The following is a 26226-nucleotide window of genomic DNA, read 5'->3' as shown; positions in this document are numbered from 1 at the left end:
CACCGACGTTGGCACCCAGAGCCTTGTTTGATGCCCAGCACTTTCCACGAAATCCCGCTCCATCGCCCCAGCACGCCGCTGCTGGACCGTATCGACGATACCGAGTCGCTGCGTGCGCTTGACGAAAGCCAGCTGCCCGAGCTGGCCGATGAGCTGCGGGCATTTCTGCTCTGGAGTGTCGGCCAGACCGGCGGGCATTTCGGCGCGGGGCTGGGCGTCATCGAACTGACCATCGCCCTGCACTACGTCTATCACACGCCGGACGACCGCCTGCTGTGGGACGTTGGCCATCAGGCCTACCCGCACAAGATTCTCACCGGCCGCCGCGAACAGATGGCCAGCCTGCGCCAGAAGAACGGCCTGGCCGCCTTCCCGCGGCGCAGCGAAAGCCCCTACGACACCTTTGGCGTCGGCCATTCCAGCACCTCGATCAGCGCCGGCCTGGGCATGGCCATCGCTGCCGGGCTGCAGGGCCTGGATCGCCGCACCGTTGCCGTGATCGGCGACGGCGCGCTGACCGCGGGCATGGCCTTTGAAGCGCTCAACCACGCCTCGGAAGTCGAAGCCAACATGCTGGTTGTGCTGAACGACAACGACATGTCGATCTCGCGCAATGTCGGTGGGCTGTCCAACTACCTGGCCAAGATCCTGTCCAGTCGCACCTACTCGCACATGCGCGAGGGCAGCAAGAAGGTCCTGTCCAAGATTCCGCCGGCCTGGGAGCTGGCACGCAAGACCGAAGAACACGCCAAGGGCATGCTGGTGCCGGGCACCCTGTTCGAGGAGCTGGGCTGGAACTACATCGGCCCGATCGACGGGCACGACCTGCCTACGCTGGTACGCACCCTGAAGAACATGCGCGAGCTCAAGGGCCCGCAGTTCCTCCACGTGATCACCCAGAAGGGCAAGGGGTTTTCCCCCGCCGAGGCCGACCCGATCGGCTACCACGCCATCACCAAGCTGGAGCCCAAGGCCCCGAGCAACGGCGTCAGCAAACCGAAATTCTCGAACATCTTCGGCCAGTGGCTGTGCGACATGGCCGAGCAGGACGAGCGCCTGATCGGCATTACCCCGGCCATGAAGGAAGGCTCGGACCTGATTGCCTTCTCCGAGCGTTTCCCCAGGCGCTACTTCGACGTCGCCATCGCAGAGCAGCATGCCGTCACCCTCGCTGCGGGCATGGCCTGTGAAGGCGCCAAGCCGGTGGTTGCCATCTATTCGACCTTCCTGCAGCGCGGCTACGATCAGTTGATCCACGACGTTGCGGTGCAGAATCTGGACGTGCTGTTTGCCATCGACCGCGCCGGCCTGGTTGGCGAGGACGGCCCGACCCACGCCGGCAGCTTCGACCTGTCGTACCTGCGCTGCCTGCCGAACATGCTGATCATGGCGCCGGCCGACGAGAACGAGACCCGCCAGATGCTGACCACCGGCTACCTGCACGAAGGCCCGGCGGCTGTGCGCTATCCGCGTGGTACCGGCCCGGGCGTGCCCATCGATCCGACGCTGGAGCCGCTGCCGATCGGCAAGGGCGTACTTACCCGCCGGGGCGAAAAGGTTGCCATCCTCTGCTTCGGCACCCTGCACCAGCAGGCCAGCAAGGCTGCCGAGGCACTGAATGCGACCGTTGCCAACATGCGCTTCGTCAAGCCGCTGGACACCCAGTTGATTGCGGAGCTGAGCGACAGCCATGAGCTGCTGGTGACCGTCGAGGAGAACGCCGTCATGGGCGGCGCCGGCAGCGCGGTCAACGAATGGCTGCTGGCCCAGGATATCAGCCTGCCGGTGCTCAACCTCGGCCTGCCCGATATCTACGTCGAACACGCCAAGCCCGCTGAAATGCTGGCTGAGTGCGGTCTGGACGCTGCCGGTATCGAAGCGGCCATTCGCGCCCGCCTCGACCGTTTGTAAGAGCCTGCCTCTGGCAGGCTTGACCCACCCCGCCGAAAAGCCTAGAGTCCGCCTCACTTCCAGTCGCCTGGGTGTCCGGCCTGCAGTGCAGTCCGGGTGAAACGGGAAGTCGGTGAGAATCCGACACTGCCCCCGCAACGGTAAGGAGTCGCAGGCCAGCCCTGCCAGCATCATCGAAAATGCCACTGTGCTCTGCATGGGAAGGCGATGATGTGTTGATTCCAAGTCCGGAGACCGGCCCAGCGCGAGTACAGCCACGGCAATGCCGTGCGACTGTCTGCTGAGGTGTCGCGGAGGGCGTCACCGGTCAGCGTGCAGCCGCCGCGCGGTGGCCTGCCTTCTGACTTCCCGCCCTCCTCAAAAGCCGAACTTTTGAGGAATCTATGTACAAGTCACTGCTGATCATTCCGGGCCTGCTGGCCTGTGCCGTTGCCCAGGCCAACGACGCGCTGTCACTCGCCGATACCGTCGTTACCGCCTCCCGCCAGGTCGAAAGTCGCAGCGAAAGCAGCGCGGCCAGCACCGTCTTTACCCGGGCAGATATCGACCGTCTGCAGCCCAACAGCGTGACCGACCTGCTGCGTCGTGTGCCCGGCCTGTCGATCACCACCAACGGCGGCCTCGGCAGCTTGAGCGGCATTTCCCTGCGCGGCACCAACGTCACTCAAACGCTGGTTCTGATCGACGGTCAGCGGATCGCCAGCGCCAGCGCAGGCCAAGCCAGTCTGGAATTCATCAGCGTCGATCAAATCGAGCGAATTGAGGTGATCCGCGGCCCACGCTCAGCCATCTACGGCTCCGACGCCATCGGCGGCGTGGTACAGATTTTCACCCGCCAGGGCCGTGACGGGCTTGATGCGCGCGTCAAGCTCGGCGTCGGCAGCAACCAGACCTTTACCCGCGATCTGGCACTTTCCGGCGGCAACGGCCAGACCCGCTTTGCGCTGGGCGCCAGTCTGAACGAAACCGACGGCATCAATCGTACGACCAATAGCGTCGGTGGTGATCGCGACGAAGACGGTTATCGCAATCGCGCGTTCAACGCTAGCCTGACCCACAACTTCACCGACGATGTTGAAGCCGGCATCCGCCTGCTGGAGCAGACTGGCAGCACCGAGTACGACCTGCTCGGCGACCCGGAAGATGACTTCAGCCTGAGCACCGCGGCAGCACACGTTCAATGGCAGGTCAGCAGCCTGTGGCGTACCCGCCTGGAAGTCGGCCACGCCGAAGACCGCCGTGACACCCGCTCCAGCGTATTCCCCTCGTCATACGACACCTACCGCGACTCCGCCAGCTGGCTCAACAACCTGAGCATAAATGATGCCCATAACCTGCAGCTGGGGCTGGACTGGTACGAGGATCGCATGCGCACTGACGGTGCCTTCACCGACGATGAGCGCTACAACCAGGCTGCGTTTGCCCAATACCGTTTCAACGGTGAGCAGGTCAGCGCCGAACTGGGTATGCGTCATGACGACAATGAACAGTTCGGCAGCGAAAACACCTTCAACGGCGCGCTGATCTTTGCCCTGAGCAACAACCAGCAACTGGTTGCGTCGTACAGCGAGGGCTTCCGCGCGCCGACTTTCAACGACCTTTACAACGCCTGGGGCTCCAATCCGAACCTGCGTCCGGAAAGCTCAAAGAGCTACGAGCTGCAATGGCGCGGCCAGTTTGACACCACCACGCTTCAGGCGTCTGCCTACCGTATGGATATCGACGACCTGATCCTGCTGGACAGTTTCTGGATTCCACAAAATATCAGCGAAGCACGCATCAACGGCCTGGAACTGTCTGCCGAGCGCGACATCCTCGGCTGGTACACCGTCGCATCCGCTACCTGGCTGGACCCGCGCGACCGCAGCACCGGTCAGCTGCTGCCACGCCGTCCCAAGCGCCTGCTGAGCATCGACAGCGATCGCCAGTTCGGCGACTTCGGCATCGGCTTCAGCCTGGTGGCCAACAGCACCCGCTACAACGACGCAGCCAATACCCAGAAGCTGTCCGGTTTCGGCACCCTGGAAGTACGCGGCAACTGGCTGATGAGCGACACCACCCGCTGGGATCTCAGCGTCAGCAACGTGCTGGAGAAGGAATACGCGCTGTCCAACGACTTTGCCGGCAACCCGTACCAGAACGAAGAGCTGAACGCGCGCCTGTCGCTGACCTGGACCCCGCAGCTGTAAGCGTCACCTGCAGACAATGCCGTACCGACCAGCCCCGCCCCGTGCGGGGTTTGTTTTTGGGAAGGTCGAGCTCCAACTCGGCCTGGGGACGCAGGCATCGCCTTTGGTCGAGTTGGAACTCGACCCTCCCGGCTTCCCGCATGAACTCCAGCACAGCCCGTCGCCCCAACTTGCCGCCCGGCACCGCTGATCAGGCATAATGCGTCCTTGTCCGAACCGGAATTCGACGCCCTATGTTTTTTACCAACGAGCGACTGCAGTTCTTCCGCCCGCTCACCAGCAAATACCGCGAACAGATTGTCGAGTGCCTGCGCCTGCTGCACGAGCGGCTGTACAGCGCCCGCGCCGACTACGGCGAATCACTCAAGCGCGAACAAGTACTGGATATCTTCAGCGAAGCGCTGGAACGCGCGCCGCTGCTGGAAGGCGACGATGAAGACGCCAGCCGCTTCAAGAGCAACCGCGAGCAGGCCAGCTGGATTCTCACCAGCCTGATCGAAAACGGCTGGCTGGAACGTCAGGTGGATCAGGCGACCTTCCAGTCGACCTACCCGTTCAGCCGCATGGGGCGTTTGTTTGCCCAGTCGCTGGCCGAGGCCGACGGGCACAACACCCGTACCCGCCACCGCAATACGCGCAACACCCTAAACGCGCTGTCGGCCTTTGCCGAGCACGGCGAGGTGTATGACCTGCTCGACGCCCACGAATACGCCGAACGCATCATCGCCGACTTCACCGATATCATCGCCGAGCTGGAAGAGCGCAAGCGCCAGCTGGTGCGTGAGGTAGAGGCGCAGCAACTCGTGCAGCAGGCCAGCGATCAGTTCTTCGACTTTATGGAGCGCCGCTTCCAGCCAGACTTGGCGGTGCGCCTGTCGGCCGACAGCGTCGAAAAACACCGCGAGCGCATTCAGGATGTGATTGCCCGTATTCGCCGCAAGCCACGCGAGTGGAAAGCCGAGGCCGAGCGCGAGCTGCGCCGCCTGGCACCTGACCTTCTCGTTGACGAGCGCAGCTCGATTCTCTGGCAGCTGCTGGACGGTATCGAAGGCTGCCTGCGCAACGCTGCCGACATCATGCTGCCGGCGCTGCGCCGCACCCTGCAGAGCTTCACCCAACGCGCCGACATAATCATCCGTCAGCTCAGCTACCTGCACAGCCAGAAGCACAGCGATATCGTCGGCCTGTGCCGCGAGCTGTCCGCCCTGCCCGCCGAAGAGCAGGCCAAGCGCCTGAGCGCCGCAGGCGAGGAAATGGCAGTGGTCAATCTGGCGCTGGTCGACCCGGGCCAGGTGAAGCTGCGCGAGCGCCGCGAGCGCCCTCCGGTGCACAGCCTGATGGAAACCCTCGACGCGCCGGAAGACGACACCCTGCGGGCGCTGGCGGTCAATCAACTGCTCGACAAGGCCTTCAACGTCAACGCCAGTGGCCTGCGCAGCTACCTGCGCGCCGCCCTCGGCAGCGGCAATCAGCTCAACACCCGCGACCTGCCGGTCAACAGCGCCAGCGACCTGCTCGCGCTCAGCCACGTGATCGCGCTGGCCAGCGCCGAACACGCTGCCAGCGGCCTGCGCGTGCGCATCGAGCCGAGCGGCGAGACCATCAGCAACGAAACCTATTTTGATCGCCGTGACGGCTTCATCATCGATCTGGAACATGACGAACATGCGTGACGCGCTGGACCACCACCTCAACGAACGCGGCCTGAGTGCCGAGGACTTTTCCGAGCTGATGATCCGCCTGCTCGACCGCGGCGTGCTCTGCCGCGACGAAAGCAACCGCGAGGCCGAGCTCTACGACCGCTACCTGCAGGCCGCCGAGCTGGTCGAGGACTATCTCTCGGTGCTGCGCATCCGAGTGCTGCACGAGCCGCGCTTCAATCTGGTCCGGGTGTTCCCGCCGGGCGCGGAAGTGCCCGGCCTGGTCGACGCCGACGACAGCTTCGGCAGCGGCCTGCGCGAGCGCCTGAACCAGCAGGAAGTGGCGCTGATTCTGGTGCTGCGCGCCGAGTACGACAAGGCCCTGCGCGAAGGTCAGGTCGACGAGTTTGGTCAGGTCATGCTGTCGCTCGAGGCGCTCAACCTGAGCAGTCGCAACCTGCTCGGCCGTTCACTGCCGGAACAGCAGAGCGAACGCCGCAACCTGCTGCGCCGCCTGCGCCAGCTGCGGCTGATCCGCAGCCCCAGCGATGCCGAACTGGACAGCGGCGAAGCCTGGCTGACGATTCGCCCGGGCATCATCAGCCTGGTGACCGACAGCGCGCTGGCCCAGCTCGCCAGCCCCGAGATTGAAAATAGCGAAGACCAGCCGTCCGCCGAGGAGAGCAACTGATGTATCTGAAGCGTTCGATTACCGTCAACTGGGGCAACCTGCCGGTCGAAGAACTGGAATACGGCCCGGTCAACCTGTTCTCCGGCGGCAACGGCTCCGGCAAGACCACCGCAGCGGACGCCCTGCAGACGCTGATGACCGCCGCCCACGACAACCTGTTCAACTACAACCCGGGGCAGGACGAGACCACTCAGCGCGGCCGCGGCGGCAAGCAGGTGCGTACCCTCGCCTCCTACGTGCTCGGCTGTGACGACGGCGCCTACGCCCGCCCCTGGGATACCGACGGCTATATCGCCGGGGTGTTCCATCCGACCCATGGCGAGACCGCCGAACCCTTTACCGCGGTGATCGGCGTGCGTGCCCATCTCGACGCCGCCGGCAGCAGCCGCCAGGCGCGGCAGGACGAACTGCTGCTGATGATCATCCCCGGCGAAATGCTGTCGCTGTCGCACTTTCTGCGCGAGCAGGACGATGGCCGCCACGTCATCGCCGTGACCGAGCTGCCGGGCCTGCTGCGCAAGCAGTTCAGCGCCCAACAGGTCGAAGTCTACGACCGCAAGAGCGCCTATCTGGCCCGCCTGTACGCCGCCCTGCGCGGCCGCCGCGATGCGCTGTCGACCCGCGAGGCCAAGAACGCCGCGCGCACCTTTGCCAACTTCATGGCCTACAAACCGGTCAAATCCATCGACCAGTTTGTCGCCGAGGAAGTGCTGGAGCCGCGCGAGTTTGGCGACACCATCAAACGCATCCGCGACCTGCTGCGCACCGTGCACGGCATGGAGCAGGAAGCGGCGCGGGTACGTCAGGCGGTGGAACTGCTGTCGCTGACCACCAGCCAGACCACCCAGTATCTGGACAGCTGGCTGGAGCGCACCGGGCTGGAGTACGCTGCCGCCGCGCAAGCCTGGCAGAACAACCAGCAGGGCTATCTGGCCGCCAAACAGGAACAGCAGCAGCTCGCCAGTCAGCTCGAAGCGCTGCAGGAAGACCAGCGCCTGACCACCGAGCGCCTGGCCCAGGCCCACCACGAACTGGTGCAACTGGAAGCCCGCCGTCAAGGCATTCCGGCGCTGCAGAACAAGGACCAACTGGAGCAGCGCCAGCGCCAGCTGAGCGAGCAGCTGCGCAGCGCCGTACCCGGCCTGCTGACCCAGGCCCATCAGCGCGACCGCAACCTGGTGGCGCTGCAATCGGCCGGTGCGCTGCTGGCCCAGCACAGCCTGAGTCAGGCGCTTCCGCAGCTGGCCAGCCGCGGCTGGCGCGAGGCCAGCGCGGCAGTGCTGGCCGCCGAGCGCGAACCGGTTGCCGACCTCAATCAACTGCTGGCCCGCGACTGGATCGACCTGACCCCGCTGGACGCCGGCCTAGATGCCATTCGCAGCCAGCAGCGTGCGCACAACCAGCTGGCCGAGCGCCTGCGCGAGCAGGACAGTGAAGGCGCCAGCCTGCTGCAGCGCGTCGACCGGCTGGTGCAGGAACGCACCAGCGCGCTGAACACGCTGGATCGTCAGGTCAGCCAGATTCGCCACCAGATCAGCACCCTTCAGAGCAACCGCGTGACCTACCCCGCGTATGTCGAGGAAGCGCTGTTGGCGATCCGCAAGCAATGCCCGCAGGCCGACCCGCGGGTACTCTGCGACCACGTCGAGGTACTCGACCCGGATTGGCAAATGGCGATCGAGGGCTACATCGGCGGCAGCCGCTACGCCATTCTGGTCGAGCCCGAATATGAAGCCGAAGCCATCCGCATCGTGCGCCAGATGAACAGCCGCGAACGCAACCGCGCGCGGGTCATTCAAGGCAGCAAGGCCAGGCAGGACGCCGAACGCATCAGCCTGCCGAACGATTCGATCCTGCAGGTCATGCGCTTCAGCCATCGCGTCGCCGAATACTACCTGCAGGCGTCCTACGCCACCGTGGCACGAGTGGAAGACGCCGGTGCCCTGCGCCAGACCCGCCGCGGCATCACCCGCGACGGCATGGGCTCGGGCAACTACGCGCTGTTCCGCTGCGATATCGACGACAGCCAGCTGGTATTCGGCGCCGCCGCCCGCGAGCGCAACCTGCGCGCGCAGGAGCAGCGTCTGCACGATCTGGATCTGCAGCAACACCAGCTGCGCCGCGAACTGGAAGCGCTGCGCGAACTGGCCCGTCAGCTAGGTCAGATCGCGCAGCTCGACTACGCCGCCCGCGCCAGCGAGCTGCTCGACAGCCAGCGCCAGCTACGCGAAGTCGAACAGCAACTGGAAGCGCTTGATCTGGGCGCGCACCACAATCTGGAATCCGAACAACAGCGCGTGACCCTGCGCCACCGCGAGCTGGAACTGCACGGCAAGGAACTGGACGTCCAACTCGGCCGTCTGCAGGAGAAGCAGGTCAGCATCGGCCAGCGCATTACCCACTTCGCCGACCAGAGTGATGCCCTGCTCGACGCCCGCGACAAGGCCGAGCAGTACCTGCTGGATGCAGCCGCCCAAGTGCCGGGGCTCGACCCGCAGGCACGGCTGGAGCAGCTCGACACCATGCTGGAGCAGCGCGGCGGCCAGTTCGACTTTATCGCCGACGCCCAGGCGCTGACCAGCAGCCTGCACCGCCAGGTGGCCGACCTGCAGCGCGCCATCGAGCACTACAACGAACAGGCCCAGCCCGCCGACCAGGTACTCGCCGACACGCCGGCCGAGCTGCACAGCCTGGCCTTCTTCCGCCACGTCGGCGCGCTGCATCAACAGCTCGACAACCTGCACAACCGCCTGCGCAATAACGTGCTGCTGGCCAAGCAGGAACAGCTCGCCAGCCTGCGCGACAGCTTCAACACCACCTTCGTCAGCGACCTGTGTCACGAGATTCATCAGGCCATCAACGACGGCCGTCGCACGCTGGAGCAACTGAACAAGGAGCTGGAGCACCACCGCTTCGGCGCCGACCGCGAACGCTTCCAGTTCGACTGGGACTGGCTGCCCGAGTACAAGGCCTACTGGGAATTCTTCCGCGAACTGATTCAGATGCCGAACCTGGGCGACGGCACCAGTCTGTTCGACGATGCCCTGTCCGAGCGCTCGGCCGCAGTGCGCGATCAACTGCTGGCGTTGCTGCTTGATGGCGACGAACAGCAGGCCCTGCGCGAGCTGGAGCGCATCAGCGACTACCGCCGCTACCGCCGCTACGACATCCTCAAGCACCCGGAAGGCAAGTCACCGATCCGCCTGAGCGAATACGGCACCGGCTCCGGTGGTCAGCTGGAAACCCCGGCCTACATCATCCGCGCCGCCGCCGTGACCAGCGCCTTCCGCTTTAACGAGGGCGACAGCCACCTGCGCATGGTAATCGTCGATGAAGCCTTTATGCACATGGATGAAATCCGTTCGCGTGAAGTCATCGCCTACCTGACCGAAACCCTCGGCCTGCAGCTGATCTTCATCATGCCGACCAGCAAGGCCGGCCCCTTCCTGGAGCTGGTCAGCAACCAGTTCGTGTTCAGCAAGGTGCCCAGCAGCCAGCCGGTAGGCGAGCTGAACACCCGCGTGCTGCTCGACCGACAGCAGCTCAACCGCGAACGCGTGGCCGAACTCTGGGCCCAACACCGCCGGGTGATCCGCCAGCAGGGCGCGCTGGAGTTTATGGAAGATGTGATCTGACCCCTTGAGTGCGTTGCCGGCCACCCCGGCAACGCATTGCAGCGGCAGATGCCAAACGCCGCACATTCATCCGAATAGTCGATTGTCCGACCCGCCATCGCCCCGCAGGATCAGCGCAGGAACACCTGCAGCCAAAGGGAAATGGCATGTCCGGCAAACCCGCCGCCCGACTCGGCGACCCCACACAATGCCCGCAGACCGGCCACGCCAGCCAGCGCCTCGTCAGCGGCGCCACGGACGTACTTTTTGACGACAAGCCCGCAGCCCGCCTGGGCGACACCAGCAGCTGCGGTAGCCCGCTCACCAGTCAACTCATCGGCAACGTCCTGATCAACGGCCGCCCCGCCGCCGTACTCGACAGCACCGGCGCCCACGGCGACCGCGTTACCGCCGGCTCCCCGACCGTTCTTATTGGCAATCAACCCGGCAGTGTTGAAAGTGCTACCGCGCAAGCCATGATCCTCACCGGCCTGGTGCGCGCCCTGCAGGCGCTGTTCGACGCTCCGGTAAAACCCGGCGCCAGCAACGCAGTGCCACTGGAGCGCGAGGAAGAAGAGGAGGAAGAAGAAACCGAGCTGCCGCAGAAACAACGCATCACCCTGCGCGTCGGCATGTTCTTCGACGGCACCCTCAACAACCTGCCCAACGCCGCCCTCACCGCCCAATGCCGACGCGAAGACCTAGCCCAACTCGGCCCCGATGGACTCGAAGCCGTCACCCGCTTCTGCGAAAGCCAAGGCTATAAAGACAGCGATAGCGATGCTTTTTTTGATCAGCGGCCGGATAACAGCTATGGAAACGAGTTGAGCAATGTGGCGTTGTTGTTTCGTTTGTACCGTGACGACTCACAGAGACAGATAGAACCAGCCACCACGCAAGCCTGCGTAAAGGTCTATGTCGAAGGTGCCGGCAGCAAGGCTGGCGAAGAGGACGCCACCATGGGCATGGCGTTTGGGCAAGGTGAGACTGGCGTTGTTGAGCGGGTTGAGCAGAGCCCTGTTCTCCTAAAGAGAATGATCGACAACCTGCGCTATCGGAATCCGGAACTTGTGATTGAAAACATCGAGTTCGATATCTTCGGTTTCAGCCGGGGAGCTGCATCAGCTCGCCACTTCGCCAACGAGGTGCTGAAAACGGATAACGGAATTCTCGCCACCAACCTGGATACCCAACCCCCCGCGTTCGCTCCAGACTTCTCCATCAAAGACAGCATAAGCATCAATTTTATCGGCCTGTTCGATACCGTAGCGGCAATAGGCGCCCCTACTCAAGGCCACCTCAGCGTGGGCGACGACTACAACCCGGGCGTCAATCTGCACCTGCCGCCCCGCTGCGCCCGCAAGGTGGTGCACCTGACCGCTGCCGATGAACACCGGCACAACTTCAGCCTGAACCGGGTAGACAAAGCCCATGAAGAACTGGTGCTACCCGGCGTCCATTCAAACCTGGGTGGCGGCTATCCAACGCTTACCTATGAGCGACTACTGCTGGGTAGCCCGGTATTTTTCCTTAGTGATGACTACCCCCTGGACGGCCCGGCACGACAAAAGCTAGTTCGCTCCAGAGCGTGGCTGACCAGACAGCACGAAGAAGCCCTTTTCCGCGAGCGAGGGCTGCCAGGCGACGGACGCCTTATCCTTCACGAACGGGCTTTACGGCGTATGCCAAAAGCCCGTATTTTGCTCGGCCTTTCAATCGAACGTACCGTCAGGGGTGAGCTGTCCCGCGTATCACTGAAAGTGATGCACGCCAAAGGCCTCGCCTACGGAGTGCCGTTCGACACAATTAACGAGCATGACGCCCGCTTCACCATACCCGCAGACTTAAAGCCTATCGCAGACAAGGTGTATGCCGCCGCTATGATCGGCATCAGCCCTGCGCTAAGTAGAGACGAACAGAGGTTCCTGCACAGTCGCTATATTCACTGCTCAGCCAACTGGAACCCTGTGAAAACCTTTATGGCCAACAAGCCACGCGATGGCTTCACTCGCGCCATTTATCCCGACAAAAAACAAAAAGGATACCCCGTATGATCAAGCATCTAGGGGTGTGGCTGACTGTCCTGTGGCTGAGCAGCTGCTCCAGCCACACAAGCTTGCCGCCTTTCCCACCCAAACCGGATCTCCCATACCGCGCCTGGTACGTGGGCCTCGGAGCCCCCGACTATATGGAAGCCTGGGTCGAGCAGATCGACCTGACCGATGTAAACGATTTGATGTATGAAGATGTGTTTGGCGGAGTCGCCTCAACAAGAACACCTGCCGACAATCGAGGTGACGCACGCGGCTGGCCTGAGAACCCAGGGCCGGGCTCAAGCTTCCCCATGACCGGAATCGACCTACCCGCAAAGGTGACCGTTCGTTGGCAATCTCTGGCAGAGCCGCAGGCGTATCGCGCTAGTTTTAACCTGTCCCAGGCCACGAGAGCAGAAATGGTCAAACCGCGAAACGCCTACTGCGCATGGCGAGACGAACATGAAATCCAATACTTGGATACCATCGCTATAGGCGTTGCCCCTGGCGGAGTAGTGAAGGCCTGGCTGGTGGGCCCCTGTCTGGACGCAGTGGAAATCGCCCACGTCCAAGGCGAAATCAACCCCGTCGGCCCCTACAACGGCGAATCCAACGGCGAGTTCTACCGCCCACCCAGCCCCAACGCTCAGCACTACATCGATACCCACGGCATCCCGTTTGGCAGCTGGTAGGCGCGCTCAGCCCTTCTTGCCCGGGCGCTGGTCCTTGACCAGCAGCAGGTTGTTTTCCCGTCGCAAGGTAAACAGGCCAATCCCTTCCACCAAGCCGCTGAACTTGCTGTAGCCGTAGTTGCGCGGGTCAAACTCGGGCATTTGCTTGGCCAGCTGACTGCCCACCGGGCCAAGGTTGGCCCAGCCTTCATCGTCAGACGCCGCCTCAATAGCCTGGCGCAGCAGATTGCACAGCTTGGTGTCCTGACGCAGCTCCTGCGCCGAGCGACGCTGAATAACCGTCTCCGCGTTCTCGGGGTGCTGAGTAAAGATTTCGGTGTAGATAAAGCGGTCGCAGGCGGCGACAAAAGGCTTGGGCGTTTTCTTCTCGCCAAACCCATACACCACCTTGCCCGACTCACGCAGACGCGCCGCCAGCCGGGTGAAATCGCTGTCGCTGGAAACAATGCAAAAGCCGCCAAGGCCTGCCGAATACAGCAAGTCCATGGCGTCGATGATCATCGCGCTGTCGGTCGCGTTCTTGCCGGAGGTGTAGGCGAATTGCTGAATCGGCTGAATCGAGTGTTCCAGTAGCGAGGCTTTCCACTTGCCCAGACTCGGCGTGGTCCAGTCGCCATAAATACGCTTGACGCTCGCCACACCCAACTTGGCTACCTCAGCCAGCAGCCCTTCAACAATCGCCGGATTGGCGTTGTCGGCATCAATCAAAACGGCCAACCGTGTCGGCTCCATCTGTGCTGCCATAGCCTCACTCTCCTGTGCAGGTAGCGATCATCTTGGCAGGCAATGGGGCTGGCTAACAACCCCGTCTAGAAACGCACCAACCCGCACAACTGCTCTACTCCAACAATAATCGCGGGCGTCGGACGCACCAGCAGGTCGCTGTCAAGCACGTGCAGGCGGTTATGCTTTACGGCGGCCAGTTTGGGGAAGCGGCGCCAGTCGTCCAGCCAAGCTTCTGCAGTAACGCCCTGATCCGCGAGCGCGATGATGATGTCGGGGTTGGCGGCCAGCACGCCCTCGCGGCCCACTTGCGGAGCGAGGCCGGCAAGATCGGCGAAGACGTTGTCAGCGCCGCACAGACTGAGTGCATCGGACAGCAACTGATCGCCAGCGGCCGTGTAGAGCGGGTTATCCCAGAGCTGCAGGAAGACCTTGGGCCGGGTTGACGACGGCGGCGCACGGAGCCGGTCGAGCTGGGCGCGGAAGTCGGCCTCCAGCGCCTGCGCTTCGGCTGGCTGGTCGAGCAGCTCACCGAGCTGAAGGGTCATGCTGGCGATATCGTCAAGCCGTTGCGGGTCAAACTGTTCGACGCGAATGCCCCAGCCACGCAGGCGCTCCAGCAGGTCGGGGGGATTGCCAGAGGTCCAGGCGAGGATCAGATCAGGCTGGACGGACACGATCCGTTCGGCAGAGAGGGTCTGATAGCTGCCGACGGTTTGCCGATCGCTCAGTTCGGCGGGCAGTTGACCGTCGTCCAGAACACCGACCAGCCGGGCACCAGCGCCCAGCTGAAGGGCCATGTCGGTCAGAAAGGGAGCCAGGCTGACAATGCGCTCGGCAGCCTGAACAGGAAGCAGGTTGAGTGACAGCGCCAGCAGCAGCGCCAGCAGCTGACGCACTCAGTTGACCCAGGCAGCAGGCGGACGGTACAGCAGCATGGCGCCGAGGCTGACAATTACCAGCAGCACCAGCGGGATGGCTTCACCCACGCAGAAGTAATGCACCAGCGCGATCAGCGCCGGCAGCGCGGCGGCGGCCAGCCCCAGACTCTGATTACGGTGCAATACGGCCCATGCACTGGCAGCTTCTGCGCTGTCACCCAGGCCTTCGGCGCGAATCAGTGTGCGTTTGTACAGCCGGAAGCGCCATAGGGTCAGCATCAGGCTAGCCATACCAACGGTGAACAGCGGCACTGCGGCCTGATCGAACAGGCCGGTCCAGTCACCCAGCACCACCACCAGCAGGATCGGCAACAGCAGGACAGTCAGGCTGAGCATGCGCCAGACGCTGCGCAATGCACGCCAGTGGGGTTTGGGATCAAAGGTCATCGGACTCAGCCTCGGCTTCGGCCTGGTGCAGCTGGCCCAGCATGTGGCCCAGCTTGCCGGCCTTGGTTTCCAGATACTTGGTGTTGTGCGGGTTCTTGCCGAACTGCAGCGGCAGTCGCTCGGCTACCAGCACGCCGAAGCCTTGCATGGCCTTTACCTTGCGCGGGTTGTTGGTCAGCAGCTTGAGGCTCTTGATGCCCAGATGATCGAGCATCGGTTTGCAGATGCCGTAATCGCGCTGGTCGGCGCCAAAGCCGAGCAGTTCGTTGGCTTCTACGGTATCGGCACCGCCGTCCTGCAGGTGATAGGCGCGGATCTTGTTCATGAGGCCAATGCCGCGACCTTCCTGACGCAGGTACAGCAGTGCGCCGCGGCCTTCCTCAGCGATGGCCTTGAGCGCGGCTTCGAGCTGAAAGCCGCAGTCGCAACGCAGGCTGAACAGGGCATCGCCGGTCAGACATTCGGAGTGCAGACGGCCTAGTACGGGCGCGCCATCGGACACATCGCCCATCGTCAGCACCACATGCTCCTTGCCGGTCGCTTCTTCCAGGAAGCCGTGCATAGTGAATGTGCCCCACTTGGTGGGCAGCTGGGATGACGCAATAAAGGTGACTGTCACGCCGGTCTCCTGTACGACCTTTGCAAAAAAGGGGCGCTTATATTAGCAGGTGACGGACGCTCGGGCGATCTGCAAGACGCCCGGATAGGTCTGCTGAATGCGCAGGCCTGTGGTGCAGAGGGTCAGTACTTGCGCTCGAGCAGCAGCAGGTTGTCCTGTTCGTCCATCCGCACCCGGCTAAGCCAGCTCATGCCGAGCAGCACTTCGAGCGGAAAACGGCCTTCCAGCACCAGCGCCTGCACGTTGGACAGCTCGATGTCGCCAACCTTTACCCGCGCCAGCGTCACCTGGTAACCATCCACGGCACTGGAAGCTGTGGCGGCGCGAACCGGTGTGCCGCTGAGCGCGTAATCGATACCGAGACGACGCGCCTGCACCGAACTCATCGAGACACTGGTTGCGCCGGTATCGACCATAAAACTGACGGTCTGACCATTGATTGAACCGGCAACCCGGAAATGACCGCCTTCGCCCCGCGGAATACTGACCTGCTGGCGCTCAGACTGGGCAAAGCCTTCGGTGTATTCACGCTGCAGACCAAACTGCCGAGTCTGGCCGTCCACTCTCAGGGTTGCCGTCTGGCTGTCGGCGGCGATCAGCTCGACTCCGTTCACTGGCGGCTTGCCAACCCGCAGCATGTGGCGCTGGCCGTCGATATTGACTACCGCCGCATTGGCGAACAGCCCAACCACACGCACCTCGGTCGCTGCCGAAGCCAGCGAGGCCACGGCCAGCCCGGCGCCGAGCAGCAGAGCAGAGAGAGAAGCGATACGAGCCATGCGGTGTTTCCCTTGCGCGATGACGGACGAGGCTTACACCATAGCCAACAGGGTCTCGGCCAGCAACAGCACCAGCAGCGCCATGAACCCGGCGATAATGTCATCCAGCATGATGCCGAAGCCGCCGCCAACCTGACGATCAACCCAGCGGATTGGCCAGGGCTTCCAGATATCGAACAGCCGGAACAGGGCGAAGCCGGCCAGCAACCAGGGCCAGCCGGTTGGTGCCAGCCAGAGCGCAATCCACAGTCCGACGAACTCGTCCCAGACGATGCCACCGTGGTCGTGCACGCCCAGATCCGCAGCGGTGCGGTGACACAGCCAGATGCCGAGCAGGGTCGACAGCACGATCACCAGACCGTAGCCGGCAACCGGCAGATGCTGCCAGACCAGCACAAACGGCAGCGCCGCCAACGTGCCCCAGGTCCCCGGCGCCGGGCGGATCGCACCGCTGCCAAAGCCAAAGGCCAGAAAGTGGATCGGGTTGCGCCATACCGAGGCTGGCGTCGTTTCGTGCGCGTCAGTCATCCGTGCTCCTGAAATGTTGATAGCCGCCCGGGCCATCGATGGGTTTCGGCCCCAGCCCGAGGTCCAGCTGAACTCCCTGCCCGCCCTGTACCTCGCCAATAACGCAGACCGCATGACCCGCCGCACGCCAGCGCTCCAGCTGCGACCGGGCGGCACGCGGCAGGGTAAACAGCAGCACGTAGTCGTCGCCACCACGCAGCATCCAGTCGAGCTGCTGACGCTCGGACCAGCTGCGCAGGGCATCGGACATCGGCAGTTGCGGACCGTTGATCAGCAAACGCACACCACTGGCACTGGCGATATGCCCGGCATCGGCCAGCAGGCCATCGGAGATGTCCAGACCGGCAGTAGCGACCCCGCGCAGCAACTGCCCCAACGCGAGCTGAGGCAGAGGCCGCCAGAACCGGCGATGCAAGTAATCCTGGGCTGCCATCGGCAGACCCGTCGGCAGCGGCTTGCCAAGCACGACCTCCAGCCCGGCAGCGCCATCACCCAGACTGCCGCCGACGCAGAGCAAGTCACCGGGACGAGCGCCGGAGCGGGTCAGCGCCTGCCCGGCAGGCACCTGACCGAGCACGGTGACGCCAATATTGAGCGGGCCACGGGTGGTGTCGCCACCAATCAGGTTGATCCCCGCGTCACGTGCGGCGTCGGCCAGACCACTGGAAAACGCCTGCAGCCAGCCGGGCGTTGCCTGCGGCAGGCTCAGCGCGAGGGTAAACCCAAGGGGGGATGCGGCCATCGCCGCCAGGTCACTGACCGCTACCGCCAGGGCGCGATACCCCAGTTCGGCGGCGGGACAGTCTTTGGGGAAATGCACACCCTCAACCAGGGTGTCGGTAGAAATGACCAGTTGCTGCCCGGCAGCGGGCTGCAGCACTGCGGCATCGTCGCCGATGCCGAGGACAGTGGCGCCGGCATCGACAGCCCGTTCCAGACGCTCAGTGCGAAAGTAACGGGCGATCAGATCAAACTCGTCCAGCGCCATGGCCGGTGGATCAGCGTCCCTTGCGGGCGGCACCGACTTCGGCCTTGCGCAGGCGCGGAGCCAGCTTGTCGAGGATGCCGTTGACGTACTTGTGACCGTCGGTAGCACCGAACGACTTGGCCATCTCGATGGCTTCGTTAATGACCACGCGATACGGCACATCGATGCGCTTGAGCAGCTCGTAGACGCCGATGCGCAGTACGCTCAGCTCAACCGGATCAACATCCTTGATGTCCCGATCCAGCACACGACTCAGCTCATCGTCGATGTCACCGAGATTGCGCGGCACACCGGTCAGCAGCTCGTGGAAATACGCACTATCCACCTTGCTGAAGTCGTTGTCGGTGCGAAACTGCGCCTCGATATCAAACACCGGCAAATCAGCCATGTGCCAGGAGTACAGCGCCTGCATCGCCAGACTGCGTGCCTTGCGACGGGCCGACGCCTTGGGTCGGCCAGCTGCGGGGGAACTCTGCTGATCGTCCATCAGGCCTCCAGCTGCTTGATGACGCTGACCATTTCATACGCAGACATAGCCGCTTCAGCGCCTTTGTTACCAGCCTTGGTGCCGGAACGCTCGATGGCCTGCTCAATGCTGTCGACTGTCAGCACGCCGAAGGCAACCGGAATGCCGTACTCCAGAGATACCGCACCCACGCCCTTGACGCACTCGCCGGCAACGTATTCGAAGTGCGGGGTACCGCCACGGATGACCGCGCCGAGAGTAACAATGGCGACGTACTGCTTGAGGTCAGCGATTTTCTTGACCATCAGCGGAATTTCAAAGGCGCCGGGAACACGCACGATGGTGATGTCTGACTCCTTGACACCGTGGCGCTTGAGCGCGTCTACCGCGCCCTCTACCAGGCTTTCCACCACAAAGCTGTTGAACCGGCCAACGACCAGTGCATAGCGGCCTTGGCCAGTTACAAAATCACCTTCGATGGTACGGATAGCAGTCATGAACAATCTCTCTGTATAAAGAACCGGCAGGGCTCTGGGCGCTGCCGTGAATCAAATGGGTGAAGAAAACTACCTGCGTTGCCATCGCTGCGTTAAAAACAGGCCGGGACGCGGCGTCTCAGAATGCTCATTTACAACTCGTAAAGTCGAGCGCGACTCCGATCACTTCTTCGCCTGTTTTTGCCTTGCGCTGGCTGCCTCGCCTACGTTTTCTAAACAGTTGGTCAATCGCAGGGCAGGTATTCTACTACTTCCAGGTCAAAGCCGGATATGGCGTTGAACTTCATCGGGCTGGAAAGCAGACGCATCTTGCGCACACCCAGATCGCGCAGGATCTGCGAACCGGCCCCGACGGTATTATAGGTCGAGGGGCGGCGTGCCGCCGCGTTGCCGGTCCCCAGGTTGCTGACGTGCTCCAGCAGCGCAGCCGAATCGACCTGATTGCCCAGCATCAGCACCACACCACGGCCTTCAGCCGCCACCCGGCGCATCGCTTCCTGCAGGCTCCAGCGCCCGGCCTCGGGTACCAGGAACAGATCGCGCAGCGGATCCACGTTGTGCACGCGAACCAGCGTCGGCTCTTCCGGCTCAATGGTGCCGAGCGTCAGCGCAAGGTGCACCAGGTCTTCGGTACGATCACGATAGGCGACCAGGTTGAACTGGCCCAGCTCGCTGCTCAGCACCTGCTCGTCGACACGTTCAACCGTGCGCTCGTTGAGCAGACGGTAGTGAATCAGGTCGGCGATGGTGCCGATCTTGATGTCATGCTGCTTGGCAAACTCTTCCAGCTCCGGGCGACGCGACATGCTGCCGTCGTCGTTCATGATCTCGCAGATCACCGCCGACTCGCCAAACCCGGCCATGCGGGCCAGATCGCAGGACGCCTCGGTATGCCCGGCACGCGCCAGCACGCCGCCAGGCTGCGCCATCAGCGGAAAGATGTGGCCGGGGCTGACGATGTCATCGGCGGTCGCATCCGGCGCGGCAGCAGCCTGCACGGTGCGCGCGCGGTCAGCGGCAGAAATACCGGTGCTGACGCCGACGGCGGCCTCGATGGAGACGGTAAACTTGGTGCCAAAACCGGAGCCGTTGCGCTGCACCATCAGCGGCAGCTTCAACCGCTCGCAGCGCTCCAGACTCATCGGCATGCAGATCAGGCCACGGCCGTAGCGAGCCATGAAGTTGATGTGCTCGGCCTGGCAGGCCTCGGCGGCCATGATCAGGTCGCCTTCGTTCTCGCGGTCTTCGTCATCCATCAGGATGACCATCTTGCCGGCGCGAATATCTTCGATCAGTTCTTCGATGCTGTTCAGTTTCATCCGGCCCTCCGGGGGCAGGTTATATCAGGACTTGAGGAAACCGTTTTCGGCCAGAAACGCCATGCTGATGCCGGAGGAGGTCGGCTCGGCGGCTTTTTCGCCCAGCAGCAGACGTTCCAGATAACGGGCGATCAGATCCACTTCCAGGTTGACGATGGTGCCGGGCTGGTAATCGCCCATGACGGTTTCCTGCAGGGTGTGCGGAACGATGTTAAGGTGGAAGACCGCACCTTCCACCGCGTTGACGGTCAGGCTGGTGCCGTCGACGGTAATAGAGCCTTTATGGGCAATATATTTGGCCAGCTCGGCCGGCGCCTCAACCCGGAAATGCCAGGAGCGGGCGTCCTGATGCAGGGACAATACCTTGCCCACCCCGTCAACATGGCCACTGACCAGATGACCACCCAGACGTGTGGTCGGCGTCAGCGCCTTTTCCAGGTTGACGCGGCTGCCCGGCTTCAGGCTAGAGAGCGCGGTACGGCGGATGGTTTCCTGGCTGACGTCAGCCCAGAAACCATCACCGGGCAACTCAACGGCGGTCAGGCAAACGCCGTTGACCGCGATGCTGTCGCCCAATTTGACGTCCCCGAGATCCAGCTTGCCGGTGCGCACATACAGACGCACATCGCCGCCCTTGGGCTGCATGCTCTGGATCTGACCAACCGCTTCGATAATGCCGGTAAACATGAATTGCCTCGCTTTCGCCGTTGCCGGTCAGGAGACCAGCAGACCCAGACCGTAGACAGCAATGAAACCGAAGGCAAAGGCCATCAGCAACAGTCCAAAGCTGCGCAGGTAGGTAATGAATGTCAGGCCGGGCATCTTGCTCATGGCAACGATGCCGGCAGCGGAGCCAATTATAAGCAGGGAACCGCCCACACCGACAGCGTAGGTCAGGCCCATCCACTCGGCGACGCTCATCTGCAGGTCGGCTTTGAGCAGTGCAGCGGTCAGCGGCACGTTATCGATCAGAGCAGAGAGCATGCCCATCAGGAAGTTGGCCAGCAGGGTCGGCATAACGTCGTAGAGGGCGGTCAGGTTCTGCAGCGTACCGATGTACTGGAGCATGCCAACCAGCAGCAGCACGCCGAGGAAGAACAGCAGCGTCTCAAACTCGATAACCCGGATGTATTCCAGAATCGGATCTGCATCAATGTCTTCATTGAAAAACCGTGCAATCAAAAACATCAGCGCCAGACCGGTGAGGAACGTCAGCACTGGCGGGATCGCAAAGAACAGGCTGAGCAGGATGGTTGCGAGGATGGTCAGCAGGAACAGCGCACCGATTACCTGATCAACGCCACGCAGTTCGTGCAGCTGGCTCTTTTCGATAACGACCTCGTTGCCCATGCCGATCGACAGCAAAGCGGCCAGCAGCAGCACGGCCAGCAGCGCCGGGGCACTGAGCAGCAGCAGGTTGGTGATCTCGACCTTGTCGGCCATAAAGATCATCAGCGTGGTGACGTCGCCGGTGATCATCGCGACACCGCCGGAGTTCACCGCGAACACCACCAGCGTGGCGAAGCGCAGCATCTTGCGCAGCTCCAGATTGAGACTCAGCACCAGCGCCACCGACACCAGGGTGGCAGTGATATTGTCGGCGATGGAGGAAAAGACAAAACAGAATGCGCCGGTCAGAAACAGCAGCTTGCGCTCGGTAATGCGTCCGGGGAGGATGCGATAGATGACGTTTTCGATCAGCCCCTTCTTGTTGAGATAGGCGACGAAGGTCATGGTTGCCAGCAGGAACAGCCAGAGGCTGGCGATATCGGTGATGTTCTCGTTGAGAGCCTCCTGCACATGCTCCCGTACCGCATCGCTTGGCGCCGCGATAAACAGCACCAGCCAGGAAAGCGCCCCGAACAGCAGCACCACCTTGGCCTTGTTGACGTGGATGACTTCTTCCAGCACGACCCCCAAAAAGGCCACTACCGCCATGATCCACAGCAGTATCTGCACACTACTTTGCATTGTCTTACACTCTCAGGAAGGGAAAATCGGTCGTGCCGTGATGCGCCAGTCCTGGCCAATTGCGCGCATGTCGACGATGGCAACATCCATCGCCTCACTCATGCTTTCGAAGGGCAACTGCATCAACGGCCGCGCCTGACTTCCGAGCAGGCGCGGCGCCATATACACAATCAGTTCATCCACCAGCCCGGCACGCCAGAAGGCACCGGACAGGCCGGCGCCGGCTTCCACCAGCACCTCGTTGCAGCCTCGCTCGGCGAGGGTCTGCAGCACCGCGTGCAGATCGACCTTGCCATCTGCACCGGGGACCGCCAGCAGTTCGCTGCCGGCAGCTCGATAATCGTCGGCCGCCTGCTCTGCACTGGTGCTGATAACCAGCGTTGGCCCCGTTTCACGGAAAAAGCGCTGATCGAGCGGAACCCGGCGCAGGCTGTCGATCAGCACGCGCAGTGGCTGGCGCTCGGCGGCGGCCGCCGCCTCGTCGGCCGGCAAGCCGAGTTCAGCGGCCCGCACGGTCAGCGCAGAATCATCCAGCAACACGCTGTCGGCACCGCTGACCACTGCTCCGCTGCGCGCCCGCAGGCGCTGCACATCGGCGCGCGCCGCCGGGCCGGTAATCCATTTGCTTTCACCGCTGGCCATCGCGGTACGGCCATCGAGGCTCATCGCCAGCTTGACCCGCACCCAGGGCAGCCCCTGCTGCATGCGTTTGATAAAACCGGGATTGAGTGCCTGCGCCTGCGCTTCCAGCAGCCCGCAACTGACCTCGATACCGGCTTCGCGCAGCCGGTTCAGGCCGTTGCCGGCAACCTGCGGATTGGGGTCCTGCATGGCGGCCACCACGCGGCTGACGCCGGCCTTGACCAGCGCATCGGCGCACGGCGGAGTGCGACCGAAATGGCTGCAGGGTTCAAGGGTAACGTAGGCGGTTGCGCCGCGGGCCAGATCGCCGGCCTGCGCCAGCGCATTTACTTCGGCATGGCCTTCACCGGCCCGCACATGCCAGCCTTCGCCGACGATCCGGCCATCAGCAACCAGCACGCAGCCGACCCGCGGGTTGGGTTCGGTGGTGTAGACACCCCGCTCGGCGAGCATCAATGCCCGGCTCATCCACTCCCGGTCAGCCGCGCTCCACTCAGGCATCGGATTCGTCCTGATCGCGCCGAGCCAGACGCTCGATCTCTTCACGGAACTGATTGAGATCCTGGAAACGGCGATAAACGGACGCGAAGCGGATATAGGCGACTTCGTCGAGCTGTTTCAGCTCGCGCATGACCATCTCGCCGACAGCCAGCGCCTTGACCTCGCGCTCACCGGTCGCCCGCAAACGGTGCTTGATATGACCAATGGCCGCTTCGATCTGCTCGACGCTGACCGGGCGTTTCTCCAGCGCACGCTGAAGACCGGCGCGCAACTTGTCCTCGTCGAAGGGCTGACGCCGGCCGTCCTGCTTGATGACCCGCGGCAACACCAGCTCGGCGGTCTCGAAGGTGGTAAAACGCTCCTGACAGGCCAGACATTCGCGTCGCCGGCGCACCTGATCACCCTCGGCCACAAGGCGGGAGTCGATCACCTTGGTGTCATGGGCGCCACAGAATGGACAATGCATGCAGGTTTTCCCAGGTGGATAAAAAACGGCCTACATCTTACCTCTTTGTAGGCCGCGGATGAAATGTGTCATTACATTTCAACTACCAGATTGTCGCACCCGTCAGGGCACGGGAGCCGTCAGGTAACTGTCACGCAGCCTGCGCTTGGCCACCTTGCCGTTGTCATCCCGAGGCAGCACATCGACCAGCTCGACCCGCCCGGGCACCTTGTACCCGGCCATGTTGCTGCGGATAAACGCCTGAATGGCAGCTTCATTCAGCGCCGGGTCAGAGACAGCCACCACGGCCATCAGAGACTCACCGTACTCCGCGTCCGGGATACCGAATACCGCACAGTCGCGCACACCGGGCAGGGTGATCAGCACATGCTCGATTTCCGCCGGATAGATGTTCACGCCACCGGAGATCACCATGTCGGACTGGCGGTCGCAGACATACAGGTACCCGTCGGCATCGAGGTAGCCGATATCACCCACGGTTGCCAGATCGTCCAATCCGGCCTTGGCGCGAGCCGCTTCATTGTTCAGGTAGGTGAAGTCCGGCACCATCGGCTGACGCACATAGATCACGCCCGGCTCACCCACGCCGCACTCGCGACCGTCTTCGCTGACGATGCGAATCCGCGTGTCACCGATGGGCCGACCGACGCTGCCCGGCTTGCGCCGCGCCGACTGGGGGTCCTGCAGGGTGATCATGCCGGTCTCACTGGAGGCGTAGGTTTCAAAGATCACGTCGCCCCACCAGTCAAGCATCGCCTGTTTAACGTCCGGAGCGCAGGGCGCGCCGGTCGAGGCAACAAAGCGCACGGACGAAATATCGTACTTGGCCCGCACCTCGGCCGGCAGACGCAGCAGGCGGACGTACATGATCGGCACCAGATAAACGGTTTCGATCCGGTGCTGTTCGATCAGCGCCAGCGTCTGCTCGGCGTCGAAGCGCGGCATGACCACCAGTGTTTCGGCCTGCTGGATCGCCTGCTGGGCATAGGACGTGGGCGCGCTGTGATACAGCGGCGCGGTCACCAGCGCGCGGGTGCCCGGGGTAATGCCCCAGGCAATCCGGCACAGCTCACGCATATGCTCGGCCATCTGAGCGCGCGCCTCCGGCGGTGGCGCCAGCCGTACTACCCCCTTCGGGCGCCCGGTGGTACCCGAGGTGTAGGCAATGTGCGCCCGCGGCGTGCGCTCGGGACCGTCGTAAGGCGCTTGCTGCGCCAGCCAGCCTTCGTAGTCACGCGCATCCTCAGCGCCGGCACCGACCACCAGCACCTGCACGCCCGCCGGAATCGCGCCATCCAGCGTGGCCAGCAGATCAGCCTCGACAATCAACACCTTGGCCGCCGAGTCGTTCAGCAGGTAGGCCACCTCATCGCCCTTGAAGTGCCAGTTGATCGGGCAGTAGAAGCAGCCCGCAGTCTGACAGCTCAGGATCGCATCAATAAACGCCGGGCCGTTACGCAGCATCACGGCGATGACATCGCCATCCTCGATACCCATTCGGGCCAGCCCACCGGCCAGCCGCAGCCCCCGCTGCGCAACCTGCTCCCCGTCGCGGCGCAGCTCGCCGCAAACCAGTGCAGCAGTCATGCCTTGCTGCCAAACGGCTGGGTAATACGCGCCAGGCGCGCCTGCGCATCGTGATACTCGCGCTCCAGCTGGCTGACCGCCTCGGCTGTCGAAGTGACTGCAGCAATGCTGCCAACACCCTGCCCTGCGCCCCAGATATCGCGCCAGGCCTTGCTCTTGCTGCTGCCACCGGAACCGAACTTCATGCTGCTCTTGTCACCTTCAGGCAGATTGTCCGGGTCCATGCCGGCATTGACGATACTGGGCTTCAGATAGTTGCCGTGCACGCCGGTAAACAGGTTGCTGTAAACGATATCGTCAGCCGTGGTATCGACCAGCATCTGCTTGTAGGCCGCATCGGCATTGGCTTCATGGGTGGCGATAAAGCGGGTGCCCATATAGGCCAGGTCCGCGCCCATCGCCTGCGCCGCGAGAATCTGCTCACCCTTGGTAATCGAGCCGGACAGAATGATCGGGCCATCGTAGAAGGCTCGGATTTCCGACACCAGCGCGAACGGGCTGAGCTGACCGGCATGGCCACCGGCGCCGGCACACACCAGAATCAGACCATCCACACCCGCTTCAATCGCCTTTTTGGCGTGCTTGACGTTGATGACATCGTGGAACACCAGACCGCCGTAGCTGTGAATCGGGCCAACCACTTCATTGGGTGCGCGCAGGCTGGTGATGATGATCGGCACCTTGTACTTCACGCACAGCTCGACGTCGTGCTGCAGGCGGTCGTTGCTGCCGTGCACGATCTGGTTGACCGCAAAGGGCGCTACCACCGCATCCGGGTTCGCCGCCTTGTAGTCCGCCAGCTCGCTGGTAATGCGCTGCAGCCACTCGTCCAGCACTTCGGCCGGGCGCGCGTTGAGGGCCGGAAACGAGCCGACAACACCGGCCTTGCACTGGGCAATGACCAGGTCGGGGTTGGAGATGATAAACAGCGGCGAGCAGATGACCGGCAGGCTCAGATTACCTTGCAGCACGGTGGGCAGACTCATGGTTCGATTCCTTGTAGTTGTGATTGGACGACTATAGAAGCCTCTACTTTGATCTA

Annotated in this window: 23 protein-coding genes, 1 pseudogene and 1 riboswitch; of the genes and pseudogenes, 8 read left to right on the top strand and 16 right to left on the bottom strand. The window is 63.0% G+C overall.

The genetic code is table 11. The features are described from left to right. The first annotated feature begins 30 nt into the window (after positions 1-30). The 8 genes and pseudogenes from dxs to AC13EY_RS03935 all read left to right on the top strand — a co-directional run bounded on the left by dxs (position 31) and on the right by AC13EY_RS03935 (position 12770). The gene (dxs, locus tag AC13EY_RS03970; protein ID WP_228246435.1) at positions 31-1911 is read left to right on the top strand and encodes a 1-deoxy-D-xylulose-5-phosphate synthase; all 1881 of its coding nucleotides are present in this window, start codon (positions 31-33) and stop codon (positions 1909-1911) included. 53 nt (positions 1912-1964) lie between these two features. After that, a riboswitch (cobalamin riboswitch) is annotated at positions 1965-2168 on the top strand. Between the two features lie 126 nt (positions 2169-2294). Continuing rightward, positions 2295-4100 carry a TonB-dependent receptor domain-containing protein gene (locus AC13EY_RS03965; protein ID WP_228246434.1) on the top strand — a complete coding sequence of 602 codons (1806 nt, stop codon included), beginning with the start codon at positions 2295-2297 and terminating at the stop codon, positions 4098-4100. 233 nt (positions 4101-4333) lie between these two features. Beyond that, the gene (locus tag AC13EY_RS03960) at positions 4334-5773 is read left to right on the top strand and encodes a Wadjet anti-phage system protein JetA family protein (protein ID WP_228246433.1); all 1440 of its coding nucleotides are present in this window, start codon (positions 4334-4336) and stop codon (positions 5771-5773) included. Further along, the gene (locus AC13EY_RS03955; RefSeq protein ID WP_217350125.1) at positions 5757-6431 is read left to right on the top strand and encodes a DUF4194 domain-containing protein; all 675 of its coding nucleotides are present in this window, start codon (positions 5757-5759) and stop codon (positions 6429-6431) included. The genes AC13EY_RS03960 and AC13EY_RS03955 overlap by 17 nt, the downstream gene beginning before the upstream one ends. Further along, positions 6431-10066 (top strand): ATP-binding protein, encoded by a 3636-nt coding sequence (locus AC13EY_RS03950; protein ID WP_228246432.1) that lies wholly within the window; start codon positions 6431-6433, stop codon positions 10064-10066. Before AC13EY_RS03955 ends, AC13EY_RS03950 begins: the two co-directional genes overlap by 1 nt. Before the next feature lie 146 nt (positions 10067-10212). Continuing rightward, positions 10213-10311 (top strand): annotated as a pseudogene (locus AC13EY_RS03945) (PAAR domain-containing protein); the annotation flags it as partial. A gap of 210 nt (positions 10312-10521) precedes the next feature. Continuing rightward, on the top strand, positions 10522-12099 hold the full coding sequence (locus AC13EY_RS03940) for a phospholipase effector Tle1 domain-containing protein (RefSeq protein ID WP_482877201.1): 1578 nt from the start codon (positions 10522-10524) through the stop codon (positions 12097-12099). Then, complete coding sequence (locus AC13EY_RS03935; RefSeq protein WP_228246430.1) at positions 12096-12770, top strand: DUF2931 family protein; 675 nt, start codon at positions 12096-12098, stop codon at positions 12768-12770. Before AC13EY_RS03940 ends, AC13EY_RS03935 begins: the two co-directional genes overlap by 4 nt. Positions 12771-12776: 6 nt before the next feature. Here AC13EY_RS03935 and AC13EY_RS03930 read toward each other — a convergent pair whose 3' ends face one another. The 16 genes from AC13EY_RS03930 to AC13EY_RS03855 all read right to left on the bottom strand — a co-directional run bounded on the left by AC13EY_RS03930 (position 12777) and on the right by AC13EY_RS03855 (position 26170). Further along, positions 12777-13514 (bottom strand): NYN domain-containing protein, encoded by a 738-nt coding sequence (locus tag AC13EY_RS03930; protein WP_228246429.1) that lies wholly within the window; start codon positions 13512-13514, stop codon positions 12777-12779. Between the two features lie 65 nt (positions 13515-13579). Beyond that, complete coding sequence (locus AC13EY_RS03925; RefSeq protein ID WP_228246428.1) at positions 13580-14392, bottom strand: cobalamin-binding protein; 813 nt, start codon at positions 14390-14392, stop codon at positions 13580-13582. Then, on the bottom strand, positions 14393-14821 hold the full coding sequence (locus tag AC13EY_RS03920) for an MFS transporter (RefSeq protein WP_088277445.1): 429 nt from the start codon (positions 14819-14821) through the stop codon (positions 14393-14395). Continuing rightward, complete coding sequence (gene ribA / locus AC13EY_RS03915; RefSeq protein WP_088277443.1) at positions 14811-15440, bottom strand: GTP cyclohydrolase II; 630 nt, start codon at positions 15438-15440, stop codon at positions 14811-14813. The genes AC13EY_RS03920 and ribA overlap by 11 nt, the downstream gene beginning before the upstream one ends. Positions 15441-15562: 122 nt before the next feature. Continuing rightward, complete coding sequence (locus tag AC13EY_RS03910) at positions 15563-16219, bottom strand: retropepsin-like aspartic protease family protein (RefSeq protein ID WP_228246427.1); 657 nt, start codon at positions 16217-16219, stop codon at positions 15563-15565. Positions 16220-16252: 33 nt separating this feature from the next. Beyond that, positions 16253-16747 (bottom strand): phosphatidylglycerophosphatase A family protein, encoded by a 495-nt coding sequence (locus AC13EY_RS03905; RefSeq protein WP_228246426.1) that lies wholly within the window; start codon positions 16745-16747, stop codon positions 16253-16255. After that, the gene (gene thiL / locus AC13EY_RS03900) at positions 16740-17729 is read right to left on the bottom strand and encodes a thiamine-phosphate kinase (RefSeq protein WP_373315118.1); all 990 of its coding nucleotides are present in this window, start codon (positions 17727-17729) and stop codon (positions 16740-16742) included. Before thiL ends, AC13EY_RS03905 begins: the two co-directional genes overlap by 8 nt. Positions 17730-17745: 16 nt before the next feature. Beyond that, the gene (gene nusB / locus AC13EY_RS03895) at positions 17746-18222 is read right to left on the bottom strand and encodes a transcription antitermination factor NusB (protein ID WP_088277435.1); all 477 of its coding nucleotides are present in this window, start codon (positions 18220-18222) and stop codon (positions 17746-17748) included. After that, positions 18222-18698 carry a 6,7-dimethyl-8-ribityllumazine synthase gene (gene ribH, locus AC13EY_RS03890; RefSeq protein ID WP_228246424.1) on the bottom strand — a complete coding sequence of 159 codons (477 nt, stop codon included), beginning with the start codon at positions 18696-18698 and terminating at the stop codon, positions 18222-18224. Before ribH ends, nusB begins: the two co-directional genes overlap by 1 nt. Positions 18699-18922: 224 nt before the next feature. After that, on the bottom strand, positions 18923-20017 hold the full coding sequence (gene ribBA / locus AC13EY_RS03885) for a bifunctional 3,4-dihydroxy-2-butanone-4-phosphate synthase/GTP cyclohydrolase II (RefSeq protein WP_228246423.1): 1095 nt from the start codon (positions 20015-20017) through the stop codon (positions 18923-18925). A gap of 24 nt (positions 20018-20041) precedes the next feature. Further along, on the bottom strand, positions 20042-20704 hold the full coding sequence (locus AC13EY_RS03880) for a riboflavin synthase (RefSeq protein ID WP_228246422.1): 663 nt from the start codon (positions 20702-20704) through the stop codon (positions 20042-20044). 27 nt (positions 20705-20731) lie between these two features. Continuing rightward, on the bottom strand, positions 20732-21988 hold the full coding sequence (nhaD, locus tag AC13EY_RS03875) for a sodium:proton antiporter NhaD (RefSeq protein ID WP_228246421.1): 1257 nt from the start codon (positions 21986-21988) through the stop codon (positions 20732-20734). A gap of 12 nt (positions 21989-22000) precedes the next feature. After that, positions 22001-23131, bottom strand: a complete 1131-nt coding sequence (gene ribD / locus AC13EY_RS03870) for a bifunctional diaminohydroxyphosphoribosylaminopyrimidine deaminase/5-amino-6-(5-phosphoribosylamino)uracil reductase RibD (RefSeq protein WP_233048475.1) — start codon at positions 23129-23131, stop codon at positions 22001-22003. Next, positions 23124-23597 (bottom strand): transcriptional regulator NrdR, encoded by a 474-nt coding sequence (gene nrdR, locus AC13EY_RS03865; protein WP_088277424.1) that lies wholly within the window; start codon positions 23595-23597, stop codon positions 23124-23126. Before nrdR ends, ribD begins: the two co-directional genes overlap by 8 nt. A gap of 102 nt (positions 23598-23699) precedes the next feature. Beyond that, positions 23700-25184, bottom strand: coding sequence for an AMP-binding protein (locus AC13EY_RS03860; protein ID WP_482877188.1), 1485 nt, complete (start codon positions 25182-25184; stop codon positions 23700-23702). After that, positions 25181-26170, bottom strand: a complete 990-nt coding sequence (locus AC13EY_RS03855; protein WP_228246418.1) for an NAD(P)H-dependent flavin oxidoreductase — start codon at positions 26168-26170, stop codon at positions 25181-25183. The genes AC13EY_RS03860 and AC13EY_RS03855 overlap by 4 nt, the downstream gene beginning before the upstream one ends. Positions 26171-26226 lie beyond the last annotated feature (56 nt).

The sequence above is a fragment of the Halopseudomonas sp. L-58 genome, from assembly GCF_056859475.1.
Note: the sequence above shows the minus strand (reverse complement) of the source record. Positions and strands in the feature narration are given on the sequence as shown.